General features: G+C 62.6%; 17 protein-coding genes. 7 read left to right on the forward strand and 10 right to left on the reverse strand.

The annotated features are described in order from the left end of the window. Positions 1–109 precede the first annotated feature (109 nt). The gene (locus tag ADJ79_RS05725; RefSeq protein WP_050716447.1) at positions 110–475 is read left to right on the forward strand and encodes a histidine triad nucleotide-binding protein; all 366 of its coding nucleotides are present in this window, start codon (positions 110–112) and stop codon (positions 473–475) included. Between the two features lie 91 nt (positions 476–566). After that, positions 567–1,601, forward strand: coding sequence for a homocysteine S-methyltransferase family protein (locus ADJ79_RS05730; RefSeq protein ID WP_050715159.1), 1,035 nt, complete (start codon positions 567–569; stop codon positions 1,599–1,601). Between the two features lie 50 nt (positions 1,602–1,651). Here the strand turns inward: ADJ79_RS05730 and ADJ79_RS13105 are convergent, their stop codons facing one another. Together ADJ79_RS13105 and ADJ79_RS05735 are read right to left on the reverse strand one after the other, a co-directional pair. Continuing rightward, the gene (locus ADJ79_RS13105) at positions 1,652–1,789 is read right to left on the reverse strand and encodes a hypothetical protein (protein ID WP_216597156.1); all 138 of its coding nucleotides are present in this window, start codon (positions 1,787–1,789) and stop codon (positions 1,652–1,654) included. Positions 1,790–1,877: 88 nt separating this feature from the next. After that, entirely contained in the window at positions 1,878–2,264 is a 387-nt protein-coding gene (locus tag ADJ79_RS05735; protein WP_050715160.1) for a helix-turn-helix domain-containing protein, read from the reverse strand. Positions 2,265–2,353: 89 nt separating this feature from the next. Between ADJ79_RS05735 and ADJ79_RS05740 the strand changes: the two genes are divergently transcribed. Next, entirely contained in the window at positions 2,354–2,899 is a 546-nt protein-coding gene (locus ADJ79_RS05740; protein ID WP_050716448.1) for an NAD(P)H-dependent oxidoreductase, read from the forward strand. A 10-nt stretch (positions 2,900–2,909) separates the two neighbouring features. Here ADJ79_RS05740 and ADJ79_RS15185 read toward each other — a convergent pair whose 3' ends face one another. After that, positions 2,910–3,149, reverse strand: a complete 240-nt coding sequence (locus ADJ79_RS15185; RefSeq protein WP_216597157.1) for a hypothetical protein — start codon at positions 3,147–3,149, stop codon at positions 2,910–2,912. A gap of 80 nt (positions 3,150–3,229) precedes the next feature. On the opposite strand from ADJ79_RS15185, the gene ADJ79_RS05745 reads away from it, so the two are divergent. After that, on the forward strand, positions 3,230–5,287 hold the full coding sequence (locus ADJ79_RS05745; RefSeq protein WP_050715161.1) for an ATP-dependent helicase: 2,058 nt from the start codon (positions 3,230–3,232) through the stop codon (positions 5,285–5,287). A gap of 90 nt (positions 5,288–5,377) precedes the next feature. Here the strand turns inward: ADJ79_RS05745 and ADJ79_RS05750 are convergent, their stop codons facing one another. The 3 genes from ADJ79_RS05750 to ADJ79_RS05755 all read right to left on the reverse strand — a co-directional run bounded on the left by ADJ79_RS05750 (position 5,378) and on the right by ADJ79_RS05755 (position 9,166). Continuing rightward, positions 5,378–7,672 carry a hypothetical protein gene (locus tag ADJ79_RS05750; RefSeq protein ID WP_156304046.1) on the reverse strand — a complete coding sequence of 765 codons (2,295 nt, stop codon included), beginning with the start codon at positions 7,670–7,672 and terminating at the stop codon, positions 5,378–5,380. A 116-nt stretch (positions 7,673–7,788) separates the two neighbouring features. Then, positions 7,789–7,944 carry a hypothetical protein gene (locus ADJ79_RS14100; protein WP_156304047.1) on the reverse strand — a complete coding sequence of 52 codons (156 nt, stop codon included), beginning with the start codon at positions 7,942–7,944 and terminating at the stop codon, positions 7,789–7,791. Between the two features lie 373 nt (positions 7,945–8,317). Beyond that, positions 8,318–9,166, reverse strand: a complete 849-nt coding sequence (locus ADJ79_RS05755; protein WP_082203147.1) for a hypothetical protein — start codon at positions 9,164–9,166, stop codon at positions 8,318–8,320. 102 nt (positions 9,167–9,268) lie between these two features. On the opposite strand from ADJ79_RS05755, the gene ADJ79_RS05760 reads away from it, so the two are divergent. Next, positions 9,269–10,069, forward strand: a complete 801-nt coding sequence (locus tag ADJ79_RS05760) for a class I SAM-dependent methyltransferase (protein ID WP_050715164.1) — start codon at positions 9,269–9,271, stop codon at positions 10,067–10,069. Between the two features lie 69 nt (positions 10,070–10,138). Here ADJ79_RS05760 and argB read toward each other — a convergent pair whose 3' ends face one another. After that, positions 10,139–11,038: an acetylglutamate kinase gene (gene argB / locus ADJ79_RS05765; RefSeq protein WP_050716449.1), complete on the reverse strand. Its 900-nt coding sequence runs from the start codon at positions 11,036–11,038 to the stop codon at positions 10,139–10,141. A 41-nt stretch (positions 11,039–11,079) separates the two neighbouring features. Between argB and ADJ79_RS05770 the strand changes: the two genes are divergently transcribed. Beyond that, a complete protein-coding gene (locus ADJ79_RS05770; protein ID WP_050715165.1) occupies positions 11,080–11,322 on the forward strand; it encodes a hypothetical protein in 243 nt (80 codons plus the stop codon). Next, a complete protein-coding gene (locus tag ADJ79_RS05775) occupies positions 11,319–12,482 on the forward strand; it encodes a hypothetical protein (RefSeq protein ID WP_050715166.1) in 1,164 nt (387 codons plus the stop codon). Before ADJ79_RS05770 ends, ADJ79_RS05775 begins: the two co-directional genes overlap by 4 nt. 176 nt (positions 12,483–12,658) lie before the next feature. Here the strand turns inward: ADJ79_RS05775 and ADJ79_RS05780 are convergent, their stop codons facing one another. The 3 genes from ADJ79_RS05780 to ADJ79_RS05790 all read right to left on the reverse strand — a co-directional run bounded on the left by ADJ79_RS05780 (position 12,659) and on the right by ADJ79_RS05790 (position 16,154). After that, complete coding sequence (locus ADJ79_RS05780) at positions 12,659–13,579, reverse strand: ABC transporter permease (RefSeq protein WP_050715167.1); 921 nt, start codon at positions 13,577–13,579, stop codon at positions 12,659–12,661. Between the two features lie 5 nt (positions 13,580–13,584). Further along, positions 13,585–14,643 (reverse strand): ABC transporter permease, encoded by a 1,059-nt coding sequence (locus tag ADJ79_RS05785; protein WP_050715168.1) that lies wholly within the window; start codon positions 14,641–14,643, stop codon positions 13,585–13,587. 125 nt (positions 14,644–14,768) lie between these two features. Then, a complete protein-coding gene (locus ADJ79_RS05790) occupies positions 14,769–16,154 on the reverse strand; it encodes an FAD-binding oxidoreductase (protein WP_253273876.1) in 1,386 nt (461 codons plus the stop codon). Positions 16,155–16,234: the final 80 nt, after the last annotated feature.

Consider the following 16,234-nt stretch of genomic DNA (forward strand, 5'->3'; position numbering starts at 1 on the left):
AGAAAATGCCGGTTGCCGCTTGTTCGACGGGACATGATGCTATCAATCAAGGAGCGAATTGAGTTGGGTGCGCAAGCGCCTGAAGCCGCTCCAGCTGGAGGAAACTGAAATGAGCCATACGCATGACGCCGATTGCATCTTCTGCAAGATCGTGGCGGGGCAGATCCCCTCGCGCAAGGTGTATGAGGACGAAGAGCTGTACGCCTTTCATGACATCGCGCCGTGGGCGCCCGTGCACTTTCTCATCGTGCCCAAAACGCACATTGCCTCCATGGCGCAGCTGGGCAGCGAGCATGAGCGGCTGATGGGCCGCATCATGCTCCTCGCGCCCCGCTTGGCGCTGGAGCAAGGCTGCAAGCCATACCCCGAAGGGGGCTTTCGCGTGGTGGTGAACACAGGCGCGGAAGGCGGCCAGGAAGTGCCGCATCTGCACGTGCACGTGATGGGCGGGCCGCGCCCCTGGGCCAGGGGGTGAGCGCCAGTTTGCAATCTGTTTGAGGGGGCAAAAATCCGCCCCCTTTGCCTGTTTCCCCGGACCGCTTCCGGTTTTTTCCCTTGCGCCTGCCATGAACCTGCCCGCCTACACCCGCGCCCAAGACTTGCCTGCCACTTTGAGCAAGCGCCTGGTCATTCTGGATGGGGCCATGGGCACCATGATTCAGCGCTTCAAGCTGGACGAGGCGCAGTACCGGGGCGAGCGCTTCAAAGACTTCGCGCGCGATGTCAAGGGCAACAACGAGCTGCTCTCGCTCACCCGCCCGGATGTGATTGCCGACATTCACGACAAATACCTGGCCGCCGGCGCCGATCTGATTGAAACCAACACCTTCGGCGCCACCAGCATTGCGCAGGAGGACTACGGCATGGCCGATCTGGCCCGCGAGATGAACCTGGCCTCCGCCCGGCTGGCGCGCGCCGCGTGCGATCGCCACGCCACGCCCGAACGCCCTCGCTACGTGGCCGGGGCGCTAGGCCCCACGCCGCGCACCGCCAGCATCAGCCCCGACGTGAACGACCCGGGCGCGCGCAACATCACGTTCGAGCAGCTGCGCGCTGCCTATCTGGAGCAGGCGCTGGCGCTGATTGAAGGCGGCGCGGACGTGCTGCTGGTGGAAACCATCTTCGACACGCTCAACGCCAAGGCTGCGCTCTTTGCCATCGAGCAAGCGTTTGACGCCACGGGCGAGCGCCTGCCCGTCATCATCAGCGGCACCGTCACCGACGCCTCGGGCCGCGTGCTCTCGGGGCAGACCGTCACGGCTTTCTGGCACAGCGTGCGCCACGCCCGCCCGCTGGCCGTGGGCCTGAACTGCGCGCTGGGCGCGGCGCTCATGCGCCCCTACATCCAGGAGCTGGCCAAGGCCGCGCCCGACACCTTCATCAGCTGCTACCCCAATGCGGGCCTGCCCAACCCGATGAGCGAAACCGGCTTTGACGAAACGCCGGAAGTCACCAGCCGCCTCGTGCACGAATTTGCCGCCGAAGGGCTGGTGAACATTGTGGGCGGCTGTTGCGGCACCACGCCCGATCACATCAACGCCATTGCCCGCGCCGTCATGCCGCTGGCGCCGCGCGGCGTGCAGGTGGCGCGCTTCAAATAACACCTTCGCCGCTTCGATACCGCCGATTAAATGTATCCAGCTCAGTTGGTTCAGGCTGTAACCATGGTTTTCAAAATAGCGACCAGCGCGACCAGATAAAAACCGGTCAGCGTGAATTTGTAGGTGCTGCCGTCGATAAGCAGCAGCCAGTCGCGCGGGGAGGGGGATGCGAGGGTTTGCGACATCATGTGGCGTTTTCCTTGGGGCGGGCAGAATGAAGGACAAAGGCCGTCTGAAAGCGGGTTCAGCTTGTTGATAAAGCGGTAAGGGGTTTTGTTACAGGGCACGTCGGGTTTGCACCGATAAGCTGCCGCGTTCCGTTACCACTTGGTTACCCCAGTCGGTCAGGGCGGCCAGTGCGGGCAGAAAACTGCTGCCGAATACCGTCAAGGCATATTCCGTTTTCAATGGCGGTTTGATGCCAAATACCTGCCGCGACACCAGTCCGTCGTGTTCCAACTGTTTGAGCAGGCGGCTTAATATTGTTTCGGTGATGCCCGGAAGACATTCGTGCAGTTCGCCGAAGCGTTTTACACCGCCTTGCAGGTGGTAGAGGATGACCGCCTTCCATTTGCCGCCGATCAAATCCATCGCCACACTCAGCGGGCATGGGTAGGTTTTGCCGCCGAAGCCGAAATATTCGCTTTGACATTCTGTTTTCATTGTTCCACCTATTCAAAAGGATAGTTATTGATCGGCTGTTTCCGGCTGCCTACAATCGCACCGTTTTCAATATCCAAGAAGGAATAATCATGACCCTCGTCATTTTGGCGCATCCCGATTTCAGCCGGTCCGTAGCCAACAAAGCCGTTGTCGGACATCTGCAAAACAGCGGTTTGGACATCGAAATCCGCGACCTCGCCGCACTGTATCCCGACTACCGAATCGATTCCGCCGCCGAGCAGCAGGCATTGCTGCGCCATCAGACCATTGTGTTTCAATATCCGCTCTATTGGTACAACATGCCCGCGATTTTAAAGCAGTATTTCGACTGCGTGCTGACTTACGGTTTTGCCTACGGTACGGGCGGAGATAAATTGAAGGGTAAAAACTTCGTGCCCAGCATCACCATCGGCGCGCCCGAACAGGATTACCGAGCCGACGGCGAGGCGCATTTCCGCGTGTACGAGTTTTGCAAGAATCTCGAACAAACGGCCTATTACACGCAAATGAACTATATCGACCCGTTTTATTTCCACGGCACGTCGCCTGCGCTTTACAGCACAGATGAAATCAAAAATCGGGCGGAAACCTGTACGGAAGGATTGGTAACGCTGCTGCGGCGGTTGGAAAGATAAAGCGGTGTTTTCAGACGGCCTTCAACGCTTCTTCCGCCTTTTGCAGGGCGGTTTGCTCGTCGGCTTCGACGATGTAGTTCACGCCCAGCGCGGGGACGAGTTTGGACGATTGTTCGCGGTTACGCGGCGCAGGCGTGAGAGCCGGCTCTCGGGCAGGCTTCGGACGCTCTTTCTTGAGCCCTTCTGTTGCTCCTGATTCAATAGCGCCTCGCGCCCATTCCACTAGGACTTGCGGCCCTTTTGGCCCCATCAACACCCTGCGGCGAGGCAGCAGCTGCGGCGCCTTGGACGCCTGCCTATGATTGCCCGCTTTTTTGCCTGCTTCGCCCCATGTCCGCCGATGGCCTGAACCTCGCCCAGCAAGATGCCGTGAACCATTTGCGCGGCCCTTGCCTGGTGCTGGCCGGGGCCGGTTCGGGCAAGACGCGCGTCATCACCCACAAGATTGCGCGGCTGATGCAAACAGGCGTGCCGGCCAGCCGCATTGCGGCCATCACTTTCACCAACAAGGCCGCCGCCGAGATGCGCGAGCGCGCCCGCCAGCTGGCGGGCAAGGAGGCGGGCCAGGTCATCATTTGCACCTTTCACGCGCTGGGCGTGCGCCTGCTGCGCGAAGATGGCGCGGCGCTGGGTCTGAAGCCTGGCTTCAGCATTCTGGACAGCGACGACGCGCTGAGCTTGCTCAAAGACTGCGGCAAAACCACCGACAGCGCCACGGCCCGCCAGTGGCAATGGGCCATCAGCCGCTGGAAAAACGCGGGTCTCTCGCCCGAAGAAGCCGCCGCGCAGGCCCAGGGCGAAATCGAGCGCCAGACCGCGCAAATCATGGCCCGCTACCACGAGCGCCTGGCCGCCTACCAGAGTGTGGACTTTGACGATTTGATCGGCCTGCCGCTGCGCCTGCTGCTCACGCAGCCCGAAGTGGCGCAAAAGTGGCAGGCACGCCTGGCGCACACGCTGGTCGATGAATACCAGGACACCAACGCCACGCAATACCAGCTGATGAAGGCGCTGGTGGGTCAGGCGGCCAACTTCACCGCCGTGGGCGATGACGACCAGAGCATTTACGGCTGGCGCGGCGCCACGCTGGACAACTTGCGCCAGCTGCCGCGCGACTTTCCGCAGCTCAAAGTCATCAAGCTGGAGCAGAACTACCGCTCCACCGGCGCCATCTTGCGCGCGGCCAACAACGTGATCGGCCCCAATCCCAAGCTGTTTCCCAAGCGCCTGTATTCCAGCCTGGGCGAAGGCGAGCCGGTGCGCGTGCTGGCCTGCGACCACGAGCAGCACGAAGCCGAGCGGGCCGTGGCGCGCATCCAGTCCTTGCGCGCTACCGCGCCGCAGCGCAGCTGGCGCGACTTTGCCGTGCTCTACCGCGCCAACCACCAGGCCAAGGCATTCGAGCAGGCCCTGCGCCGCGCGCAAATCCCTTACAAGGTTTCTGGCGGGCAGAGCTTTTTTGACCGCGCCGAAATCAAGGACTTGTGTGCCTGGCTGCGCCTGTGGATCAACGAAGACGACGACCCGGCCTTCATGCGCGCCGCCACCACGCCGCGCCGGGGCATTGGCCACCAGACGCTGGCCGCGCTGGGCGAATTCGCCAGCCGCGCGCACCTGTCGCTGTTTGGCGCGCTTTTTGCCCACTCGCTGCCCGCCGCCCTGCCCGCGCGCGCCGTGGCCGCGCTGCATGAATTTGGCCGCCTCGTCAGCCGCCAGCAGCAGCTGGCGCGCGGCGCCGTGGGCCACGGCGCCGCGCGCCAGCTGCTAAGCGAGTGGCTGCAAGACATCGCCTACGAAAAACACCTGCTCGACAGCGCCGACAGCAAAGAGCAAGCCGCCGCCCGCTGGCACAACGTGCAGGAGTTTTGCGACTGGATGGCCGCCCGCTGCGGCGGCCAGGCGGGCGATGAAACCGGCGCCAGCGCCCGCGCCGAAAGCAGCCTGCTGGACGTGGCGCAAACCGTCTCGCTCATCTCCTCGCTGGCCGAACGCGAGCAAGACCCCGACGTCGTCACCCTCTCCACCCTGCACGCCGCCAAGGGGCTGGAGTGGCCCCACGTCATCCTGGCCGGCGTCACGGAAGACGTGCTGCCCTTTCGCGCCAGCGAAGACGGCGGCGGCGCACAAGCGGCCGCCCGCATCGAAGAAGAGCGCCGCCTCATGTACGTGGGCATCACCCGCGCCCGCCAAACCCTGGCCGTGAGCTGGACGCGCCGCCGCAAAAAAGGCCGCGAAACCATCGCCGCCCAGCCCAGCCGCTTCATTGCCGAAATGGCGCTGGACGCCGCCACCACCCGCGAAGACCCGCGCGAAAAACTCAAGGCCCTGCGCGCCGAATTCGCCCAAAAAGCCGCCGCCCAAGCTCAACAGCAGGCGCACGGGTGCTGAAGGCGTGGACGGAGTCCTTCCGATTATGGAAATCCGCGTTTTTCATGCGCGGCCAAAAGCCTGAATGCGATGCCTGCTGCATGCGCACATTCATGCCTGGCCAGGCAACAGCGCAACGACATTGAGCGCCAGCCCGGCGGCGGGCAGGTTAACCAATGTGAGACGGAGCTGATACGCGCTCCAGGAGCAGGCCGGCATCTCAAGCGTCAGGCAGGAGGCGGTTTGGGGCAGGGCTGAAAAGGGCGTGAATGGCGAAATTTCCCGCCACAAGCCGTTTTCAGATCTGGCGCTGACTTTCACGCGAACAGCCTGGGCAGCAGATGGCTGATGAACTTTCAACAATATGCGGCTGCCAGTGGACAGCGGCCAGGCCAGTTCAGGCGGAGAGTCGAGCGTGATGCTCTCGTGTGGAGAGTGCGTACCTAGCAGCAAACAACTGGCACGCACAGGGCGGGCAGCTTCACCATTGACGAGCCAGCCGTCGCTATCCACATGTTCGCCCGCACCAAAAGTCCACAGTCGCGCCTGGCGAGGCAGCCCGGCTCGCGCCTGCATGATGTCAATCATGGCTGCTTCCAGCGGAGACCGGCGCAGACTGGTGTAGCCCAGAAAACCGGGCTGGCCGTGCTGCTCACCCGGGCTGCCATTCCAGGCCATGCTGGAAACAAAGCGGCTGCCGTAATGAATGATGTCTCGCAACGAGCGATAAGCATCGGCATAGCTTCCCAGAAAATCGGCGCGTGTCAGATCACCCGTATTGTGTTCCACCACCGCCCATTCGGCGCTATTGCGGCGGAACTCATTGAATAAAGAAGTCTTGCTTTCCGTAATAATATTATTGGTAGCGCACTGCCCGTAAATAATGACACCCAGGTGACCGTGTTTGGGACATGCGCCTTCAATGCTGGCGCCACCCGTGTCATAGTTTTTCACTGGACTGTCGATGCGCTCGGCCAGTGGATCAAGCCGGATTGTGGGCTCCATGAAACCCTGCGAGGAATAAATACGGTCGGACGGAATGCCTGTTTCTGCTACCCATTGCGACAGCTCGTCGTAATGAAGCTGCACGAGATGACGGCGAAACTGTGCCCACAGCGCAATCCACGGATTTTTCGTGAAATGTACATATTCACGCAACCAGCGCGGCGTGGTGCGCGATAGAAAAACGTGCCAGAGAAATTGGCGGGGTGGCTGGACATCATCCCAGGTTGCAAACTTCTTTTTCGCCAGTTTCGAGATGCGGGCCAGTGTCAAATATTTCTTGCGCCGATAGCTTGATAAATCCGGAACACCGTCTTCAGCATTTCCTGCATACGGGCCGTCACCACGCAGCCAATGACGGAATTGCCGCAGCGTCTGCGGGTTATAGTCGTACCACTGCGGATTTTCCAATTTCGGGAAAAACGGATTCATGTACACATCAGCATCCAGATTCACGCCAATGAAGAGCGATGGATGTTTTTCTCGAAAGGCATTAATGATGCGGCAGGCAGCCTGCAAATTTCTTTTCTTGTAAAAGCGGGGCTTTTCCATGTATACATTCAGGCTGATACTGCGCCCCAGCTCGGGAGAATCGACAGAGCCGGGAAGATTGGATAGCGCGGTGTCAGGCATGACCTGGTTGAATTGATTCCACTGGCACAGAGATTCATCTTGCTCCAGTACATCATTAATGTCCCACTCCAGCGACTGGCCTGCCGAATCGGCCCAAATGCCACCATTGAGCGTGAACAATACTGGAGTTTGTGTCCGGATGGCATGATCCATGACAGCATGCAGACTGTCTTCGGCCACCAGGCGCTCGTTGTGATCGCACTTCTTGTTTGGAACAAAATCAGGATCGAACGCAAAATCTCCTTCGCGCCCCAATGTGGTGCGCAAATACAGAATTTGCGTGCGGATGCCCACTTTCATTGTTGGACTTTCAAAAGGAGAGAAAGTCTCTCGAATGCCTTCTGCGCCGCCGCTTGCTACGCGGCTGGTAGCGATCGGAAAATAAAATGCATTATTTTCGTGCAAGGGATTTTCATCATACAGGCCGCGCCACGAATGAATATTTTCGGACGGAACAAGCTGCGTCTTTAAAATTGAATAACGATCGCCTTTCTTACGCTCACCAAAAATGGAAACCGATACTGCCGAGAAGAAATCCCGCCGAATGGATTGCATGCCCGCAAATCCCGGACAGGCTGCTTCCTGCGGCAGGTTGAAATGATCAAGCACATCGTTTCTTTCTTGATCGCACGCCAGTGAAAACAAAGAACCGCCATCCACATAAACATGTATGGCAACGGTTTCCAAAGCCCAGCCTTGCAATTGGAGCAGACCGTCGGCAGACAAGGACAACTTCTCAATGTGATGAGCAGGAACGGTTTGGTTGGCCATGAATTAAAATTCCAAAATCAAAACAGACAAATTTCCCAAATATTCTTAGAGCCTATCCTTAAAATTATCCAGAAAGCCTGAGCATGCGCCGAATGCAAGCGATCTTCACGAAGGCTTCAGCTGAAGAGGGCAGTGACCTCGTAGTCCTTGCTCAGTCTTCTCGATTGGCTCAGCCAGGCAAAATCCTCTGCACAATCCAGCGTTTGGGGCTTTACCTTGAAGATGTGTTGCTGGCAGCGCTTGATCTTCCAGCCGAACATGCCCACGCCCATTCGATAAGTTGATCCGCACCTATACGTATAAACACCCTCACAAAAAGGCTCTTGCAGCGCTCAAGCGCACGAGCACAGTCGGCAGCAGCTCCATCGTATCTGCTGCAATGTGGCGCTGGCGCCAGCGGCGAAAAATGTTGCGCGCCCGCTTTCAACGCGGGGCGCCCCAAAGGCAGGGCCTTTGGCTGCGCGCACCATTGGCAGCCAATGGTCTGCACCTCAAAGATGGCATTCATCATCTGCCGGGCGCTGCGCCAATGGGGGCCTCTCCCGCTCATCGCAGCAAGGGCCCCGGCAGACGCCGCACTTCTCTCCCCCTTGGTGATCCGCTTCAATGAATCGCCGCGCACATGACGGCGGCTGAGAAATGGATTCAGGCGCTTCCCGACCGCAGCAGCCGCACGGCTTCGGGCAAGGTGCGGGCGCTGGGGGCCAGATAGTCAATCGCCGCGCCCAGCAGCGTGGCGCTGATCAGCGCCGCCAGCAGCGGCTTGTAGCTCAGGCGAATGGCGGCAGTCAGCCAGCCCTGGCGCTGAAGCCGCGTGGCCGTGCGCGCGGCGGCCCAGGCAAACGCCAGTTCCACGGCCACGGCCAGCAGCACATCGGTGCCGAACAGCAGCAGCAACAGCAGTCCCGCGCCCACAAAAGACACCAGCGCCAGCGCGAAGATCAGCAGCACGGGAATCAGCACCACCGCGCCTTCTTCCGCCGCGCCGCCTGCATCCACCACGCCATCGACGATGCCTTCGGCGGCGCTATCCAGCAGGGCATCCACGCCGCCTTCTTCCGCGTCGAAAGAGCCGCTGGCGCCGCCGCCCGCGAAGTCGCCGTCTTCACCGCTGGCGGCCAGCGCGTCGTCTCCGGCAGAGCGGGCAGAGGCGTCGGTGGCGGCATCCAGCAGGTCTGTTACCGGATCGGGCGCGTCTGCCGCCCGCCGCTGGCGCAGCAGCCAGGCAGCCCAGCAACGCAGCAGCAACAAATAGACGGCGTAGCCCGCGCCTATGCAGAGCGCGTAGCGCAGCGCCAGCCAATCAAGCCCCGCCAGCCGCAGCGCGACGCTGGCGCTCCACATGGCCGCCAGCGTGAGCAAGCCAATCAGCCAGCCATGCAGCCACAGCGCGTGACGCTGGCGCAAGTGCCGCCACAAAGCATTTGACGCGGGCAGACGAATGCTGCGGAACGAGGCGCGGGCAGGCTGCGAGGGGCGGGAATGAGAGGGCATGACGCAAAAAGAAGGAGGCGGCGGCGCGGAGGGTTCTGGATGCGCCGCCTACAATTCTCGCAATGGGAATAACTTTTATTCTGTGCGAAAAAGGAGATCGAAATGAAAGTGGACCTGGGCGGCGTGGCCGAAACCCTGCTCATTACTTTGTACATGCGGGCCAAGGACGCCCAAAGCGAGCACCCGAAGCTCAATGACCGCAAGGCGGCGGAGCTGATTCAGAAAATCGACTACGACTTTTCAAAATTCAATACGGCGCGCGCCTCTTATTACGGCATTCTGGCGCGGGCCAAAATCATGGACCGCGAAGCGCGCAAATTCATTGAAAAATACCCGGATTGCGTGGTGGTTTCCGTCGGATGCGGTTTTGACACCCGGTTCGAGCGCGTGGATAACGGCCAGATCCGCTGGTACAACCTGGACTTGCCCGAGGTCATTGAAAAACGCCGCCTGCTGCTGCCTGATACGCCGCGTTCCATTTCCATAGGCAAATCGCTGCTCGACGCTTCCTGGCCGCAGGATATTGACCGGGCGGGCAGAAAGCTTCTCATCATTTCCGAAGGCGTGCTGATGTACCTGGAAGAAAAGGACGTGAAGGCGTTTCTTTCCATCCTGACCGGCAGTTTTGATGATTTCGAGGCGCAGCTTGATCTGCTGTACAAGGGCATGGTGAAAAAAGCCGCTTTGCACGACGTGGTGAAAAACACCTCGGCCCAATTCAACTGGGGCGTGAAAGACGGCAGCGAAGTCGTGAAACTCAATCCGGCGCTCAAACAGATTGGCTATGTCAATTTCACCGACGAAATGAAGCATATGCTGCCCGGCTGGATGAAATTGTTCACTCCCATTTTCTATCTGGTCAATAACCGGCTGGGAATTTACACCTATCAGAAAGCGGCCTGAACGCGCGCAAAAAAAGAGCGGCAGCAAACGCATGCCGCTCTTTTTGTTTTCAATCAGGCCGGCCGGTTTTTACGCACAGCGAATCATCGTGCCAAAAGCCTGGTCGGACAGCACTTCCAGCAGCATGGCGTGCGGCACGCGCCCGTCGATGATGTGCACGGCATTCACGCCGCTGCGGGCGGCATCGAGCGCGCCGGCGATTTTGGGAATCATGCCGCCGGAGATCGTGCCGTCTTCGCATAGCGCCTCGATTTGCTGCGCCGTCAGCTCCGGCAGCAGGGCGCCGTTTCGGTCGAGCACGCCCGGAATGTTGGTGAGCATCAGCAGCTTTTCGGCTTCCAGCACCGTGGCCAGCCGCGCGGCCACCACGTCGGCATTGATGTTGTAGCTCTCGTTGTTTTCGCCAAAGCCGATGGGGCTGACCACGGGGATGAAGCGGTCGTCTTGCAGCGCCTGCACCACGCCGGGGTCGATCTGCACGATTTCGCCCACCTGGCCCACGTCGTGCACCACGGCGGGGTCTTTGCTGTCGGGCAGCCGGAGCTTGCGCGCGCGGATCAGGCCGCCGTCGCGGCCCGTCAGGCCCACGGCCCGCCCGCCCGCCTGGTGAATCAGGCCCACGATGTCTTGCTGCACTTCGCCAGCCAGCACCCATTCCACCACTTCCATCGTCTCGGCGTCGGTCACGCGCATGCCTTGAATGAAGTGGCCCTGCTTGCCCAGGCGCTTGAGCGCCGCTTCAATTTGCGGGCCGCCGCCGTGCACCACCACGGGGTTGATGCCCACCAGCTTGAGCAGCACCACATCTTCGGCAAACGCCGCCTGCAAGGCGGGGTCGGTCATGGCGTTGCCGCCATATTTGATGACCATGGTTTTGCCGTGATATTTGCGGATATAGGGCAGCGCCTGCGCCAAAATGGCCGCCTGTTGCCGGGCGGAAGCGGCGGATGCAATACCGGGTTGAGTCATGAGAAATTCCTTTTGCAAAAGTGAAACAGGCTCTGGCGCGAATGAATGGCATGAAATGGCAGGGCCGCCGCAATGAATATTTGGGAGCATCCGGCATGGGGAAAGCGGTATTGCAGGGTTTCCGCCCGGTTTTTCAAATGCCTGGCATTATCATGGCGAGGCTCATTTCCGCGCGCCGGACGTATTTTACTTCGGCCTATATTGGGCAGGCGCCTGGTGAAACCGGGTTGAAGCCGGATGGCAATCCTGTTTTTTCGATTCTTGAAAAGGAGTTTTCGTCATGAAGTTTTTCCGCCTTTCACACGCTAGCCTTTGCGCCATTGCCGCCAGCCTTTTGCTGGCGGCTTGCGGCGGGGATGGCGATTCTTCGCCCACGCCACCTCCCAGCCCCACGCCCGGCGCTGCCGCGCTGCCCGATGTGCCCAATGGCCGCGCGATGCTGCTGGCCGGCTCGCTGGAGGCCGATCCGGCCAAGGCCTGCGGGCGCGTGGATGCGGACGACCCGCTGCAAAGCCGCTTTGGCTACATCACCCACGCCATGACGGTGGCCGCTGATGGTGCGGTTTATCTGACCGACCGGCCTTGCCGCGCAGACAGCGGGCAGGCCGATGCCGTGCGCAAGATTGCGCCCAACGGCCAGGTGAGCACCGTGGCCACGGGCGCGCTGCCGCAAGCGGGCACGGCCTTGAGCCGATTCGTGCGGCCTGCGGGCCTGGCCGTGAAGGGCGGCATGCTGTATGTGAGCGATGGCGGGCCGCATGGCGGTCTGGATGCGGGCGGCGTGTGCGAAACCTATTCGCTGGCGACGGCGCCAGGCTACCCCGCAGCAGGCCGGGCCACGGGCATCTGGCAAGTGGCTGCAGATGGCCGCATCTCCGCCGTGGCCGGGGTGGCGCGCGCGTCGTGCGAAGCGGGCGCGGCCTCGCTGGATGGCGCAGGGCCGCAAGCGAGCTTTTGCCTGCCGGCCGGCATGGCCTTTTCGGCGGACGGCGTGCTGCACGTCATGGATGCGCGCATGCAGGGCACGCCCGGCACATGGCGCACGGTGCATGTCAGCGATGGCAACGTGCAAAGCGGTCCTGCCGGGCGCTTCACGCCCAATCTGATCGGCAGCGCCGATGGCCGCATTTACGTGACCGATTCATGCCCTGCCGCCGGGCGCGTGAGCCGGCTGGTTTCCGTGCCTGATTTGAGCGTGCTGACCGACCAGCTGCCCAATTCATCGCTGGTGGCCATCGACAGCCGGGGCAATGTGTATTCGGCTTCCGCCGATGCGCGGCGGGACGGCGTGAAATCCACCCTCTACCGCAAGGCGGCTGGCCAGACGCAGTTCGTGCCCGTGGCAAGCAACGTGCGTGCGCTGCGCGCCCTGGCTGTGGGGCCGGACGATGCGCTCTACCTGAAGTCGGGCCACGCCGTCGTCAAGCTCACGTTCAATCCTTGAGCTGCAAGGCCGATGCGGCAAAGGCATGAGCAGGGCCTGAAAAAGCGGGCTGGCACGGTTTCAGACAGCTCATATTCGCTCCTGAAAGCAGAGCATGGGGTCCTAGTACAATCTGCGCAAGACGGCATTTCCGCCCCTTTATATTTGCTCTTGTTTTTGATGCGCTCCGCCCAGCGCTACCCGGCCGGATGAAACGGCTTGCCCAGCGAGGCGGGCATGTTGGCGCGTATCCAGGCCGGGTTGCGCGAAATCAGCGCCAGCACGGCGATCGTGGCCAGGTAGGGCAGCATGGTCATGAGCTGGCTGGGCCACTGCACGCCCTGGCCTTGCAGGTGCAGCTGGAGCATGGTCACGCCGCCAAAAAGGTAAGCGCCCAGCAGCACGCGGGCGGGCCGCCAGGTGGCAAACGTGGTCAGCGCCAGCGCAATCCAGCCCTTGCCCGCCACCATGCCCTCGGCCCACAGCGGCGTGTAGGCCAGCGACAGATACGCCCCCGCCAGCCCGCACAGCGCGCCGCCCGCCGTGACGGCGGCCAGGCGAATCAGGCGCACGCGGTAACCCAGCGCGTGCGCCGACTGCGGCGCTTCGCCCACGGCCCGCAGCACCAGTCCGGCGCGCGTGCGCCACAGCAGCCAAACCAGCGCCAGCGCCAGCAGCGCCGTCAGATACACCAGCGGGTGATGGCGAAAAAGCGCGGGGCCGATGAAAGGCACATCGCCCAGCCCCAGCCAGTCAAAGCGCGGGCGAGCGGGCAGGCGCTCTTGCACATAGCCAATGCCTGCAAAAGCCGACAGGCCGCCGCCAAACAGGCTCAGCGCCAGCCCCGCTGCGTACTGGTTGGCGCCCAGCCAGATCACCAGCGCGCCAAAAGCAGCGGCCAGCAACGCGCCCGCGCCCGCGCCTGCGGCAAAGCCCAGCGCGTCGCTGCCCGTGTGCACTACCGTGGCAAAACCGGCCAGCGCGGCGCACAGCATGATGCCCTCGGCGCCCAGATTGACGATGCCCGCCTTTTCGTTGATGAGCAGCCCCAGCGCGGCCAGCGCCAGCACCGTGCCCGCGTTCAGCGTGGCGGCCAGAAGAAGAGCGTAGGCTTGCATGGCGTTCAGCGCCCTCCCCGGCGGATGCGGTAATGCACCAGCGTGTCGCACGCCAGCAGCGCAAACAGCAGCAGCCCCTGAAACACGCCCGTGATGGATTTGGGCAGCCCCAGGCGCGACTGCGCCAGCTCCCCGCCGATATAGAACATGCTCATCAGCAGCGCCGCCAGCACGATGCCCAGCGGATGCAGCCGCCCCACAAAAGCCACGATGATGGCCGCAAAGCCATAGCCCACCGGCACATTGGGCGTGAGCTGCCGCAAGGGGCCTGCCACCTCCAGCGCCCCGGCCAGCCCCGCCGCGCCGCCCGAGACCAGCATGGCCGTCCACAGCGCGCGCCGCGACGAAAAGCCCGCATAGCGCGCCGCCGCCGGCGCCAGCCCGCACACCTGCTGCGCAAAGCCCGCGCGCGTGCGAAACAGCCAAACCCACAGCAGCGCCGCGCCCGCCAGCGCCAGCGGCAGCCCCGCATGCAGGCGCGAGCCGTCCATCAGGCGCGGCAGCTGCGCGGCCGGGCCAAACAGGCGCGTTTGCGGAAAGTTGTAGCCCTGCGGGTCTTTCCACGGCCCATACACCAAATAGCCCAGCACCTGCACGGCCACGTAAACCAGCATCAGGCTCACCAAAATCTCGCTGGCATGGCACTTGTCGCGCAGCAGCGCCGCAATGGCCGCCCAGCACATGCCGCCCGCCGCGCCCGCCAGCAGCATGGCCGGCAGCGTCAAGCCGCCCGCGCTGGCGTCAGCGGCCAGCGCCACGCCGCCTGCAAACACCGCGCCCATCACGAACTGCCCTTCTGCGCCGATGTTCCACACGTTCGAGCGGAACGCCAGCGCCAGCCCCAGCGCCATCAGCAAAAGCGGCGCGGCCTTCAGGCCCAGCTCGCCCAGCGCGTAAACGCTGCGCACCGGCTCCCAGAAAAATACTTGCAGCCCGCGCGCGGGATCTTTGCCCAGCGCGGCAAACAGCAGCATGCCCAGCAGCGTGGTCAGCGCCAGCGCCAGGACGGGCGAGGCCCACACCCACACGCGCGAAGGCGCAGGCCGGGCCTCAAGCCGCCACATGGCTGCACTCCTTGTCCTTGATTCGCAAAATCCGCCCCGCAAAAAAGCAAACGGCAGATTGTGCCTACGCGCTTTGCCGCCTGCTGCGGCTGGGGCCTGCTCGCAGCAGCCAGGAGGCGGCCGCTTCAGCCCTGGAGCCGGAAGATCTTGCCGGGGTTCATGATGTTCAGCGGGTCCAGCGCCTGCTTGATGGCTCGCATCACGTCCAGCGCGCCCTCGCCGGCTTCCTGCTCGAGAAAGTCCATTTTGTGCAGGCCCACGCCGTGCTCGCCGGAGCAGGTGCCGCCCATGCCAATGGCGCGAGCCACGAGCTGGCGGTTGAGCTGCTCGGCGCGCTCACGCTCGCTGGCGTCGTCGGGGTTGATGAGGTAGCCGAAATGAAAGTTGCCGTCGCCCACGTGGCCCACGAGAAAGTAGGGAATGCCGCTGGCATTGACTTCATCGACCGATTGCAGCAGGCAATCGGCCAGGCGCGAGATGGGCACGCACACGTCGGTGGAGATGCTGCGGCAGCCGGGGCGGCTGCTGACGGCGGCAAAGTAGGCGTTGTGCCGCGCGGCCCAGAGGCGGCGGCGCTCTTCGGGGGCGCTGGCCCATTCAAAGTCATTGCCTTGGTGTTCGTGGGCGATGGCCTGCACGGTTTCGGCCTGCTCGCGCACGCTGGCGGGCGAGCCGTGAAATTCCATCAGCAGCATGTGCGCTTGGCGCAGGCTGGTTTTGCTGTAGGCGTTGATCAGGCCCACGGAGTGCGCGTCGATCAGCTCCACGCGGGCGATGGGCACGCCCAGCTGAATGGTTTTGATGACGGTCTGCACGGCGTCTTGCAGGCTGGCGAAGGTGCAGATGGCCGCCGTGACGGCTTCGGGCAGCGGATACAGGCGCAGCGTGATTTCGGTGATGACGCCCAGCGTGCCTTCGCTGCCGACGTAAAGGCGCGTGAGGTCGTAGCCCGCGCTGCTTTTTTTGGCGCGCGTGCCGGTGCGGATGACTTCGCCTTGCGGGGTGACGACTTGCAGGGCCAGCGCGTTGTCGCGCATGGTGCCGTAGCGCACGGCGTTGGTGCCGCTGGCGCGCGTGGCGCACATGCCGCCCAGCGAGGCATTGGCGCCCGGGTCGATGGGAAAGAACAGGCCCGCGTGGCGCACGTGTTCGTTGAGCTGCTCGCGCGTGACGCCCGGCTGCACCGTGACGGTGAGGTCTTCGGCGTTCACGGCCAGGATGTGGTTCATGCGCGAGACGTCCAGGCTGACGCCGCCTTGCACGGCCAGCAGGTGGCCTTCCACTGACGAGCCTGCGCCGTAGGCGATGACAGGCGCGCGGTGCGCAGCGCACAGGCGCACGGCGTCTTGCACGTCCTGCGTGCTTTCGGCAAAAACCACGGCAGCTGGCGGCGGCACTTTGAAGATGGATTCATCACGGCCATGCTGCTCGCGCACGGCCATGCCTTGCGAAAACCGCGCGCCAAAGCGCGCCTGGAGGGCGGATGCCAGATCGGGGGAGAGTTCAGTCACGTTTTTTCTCTGGAGCAAAGGCCGTGACTGTAAATCCGCCTCGGCCCCTCGTGGCAAGAGCGCGAGGGGCCGGGAAGGCT

The sequence above is a fragment of the Ottowia sp. oral taxon 894 genome (genome assembly GCF_001262075.1).
In the GTDB taxonomy this organism is placed as follows: Bacteria; Pseudomonadota; Gammaproteobacteria; order Burkholderiales; family Burkholderiaceae_C; genus Ottowia; species Ottowia massiliensis.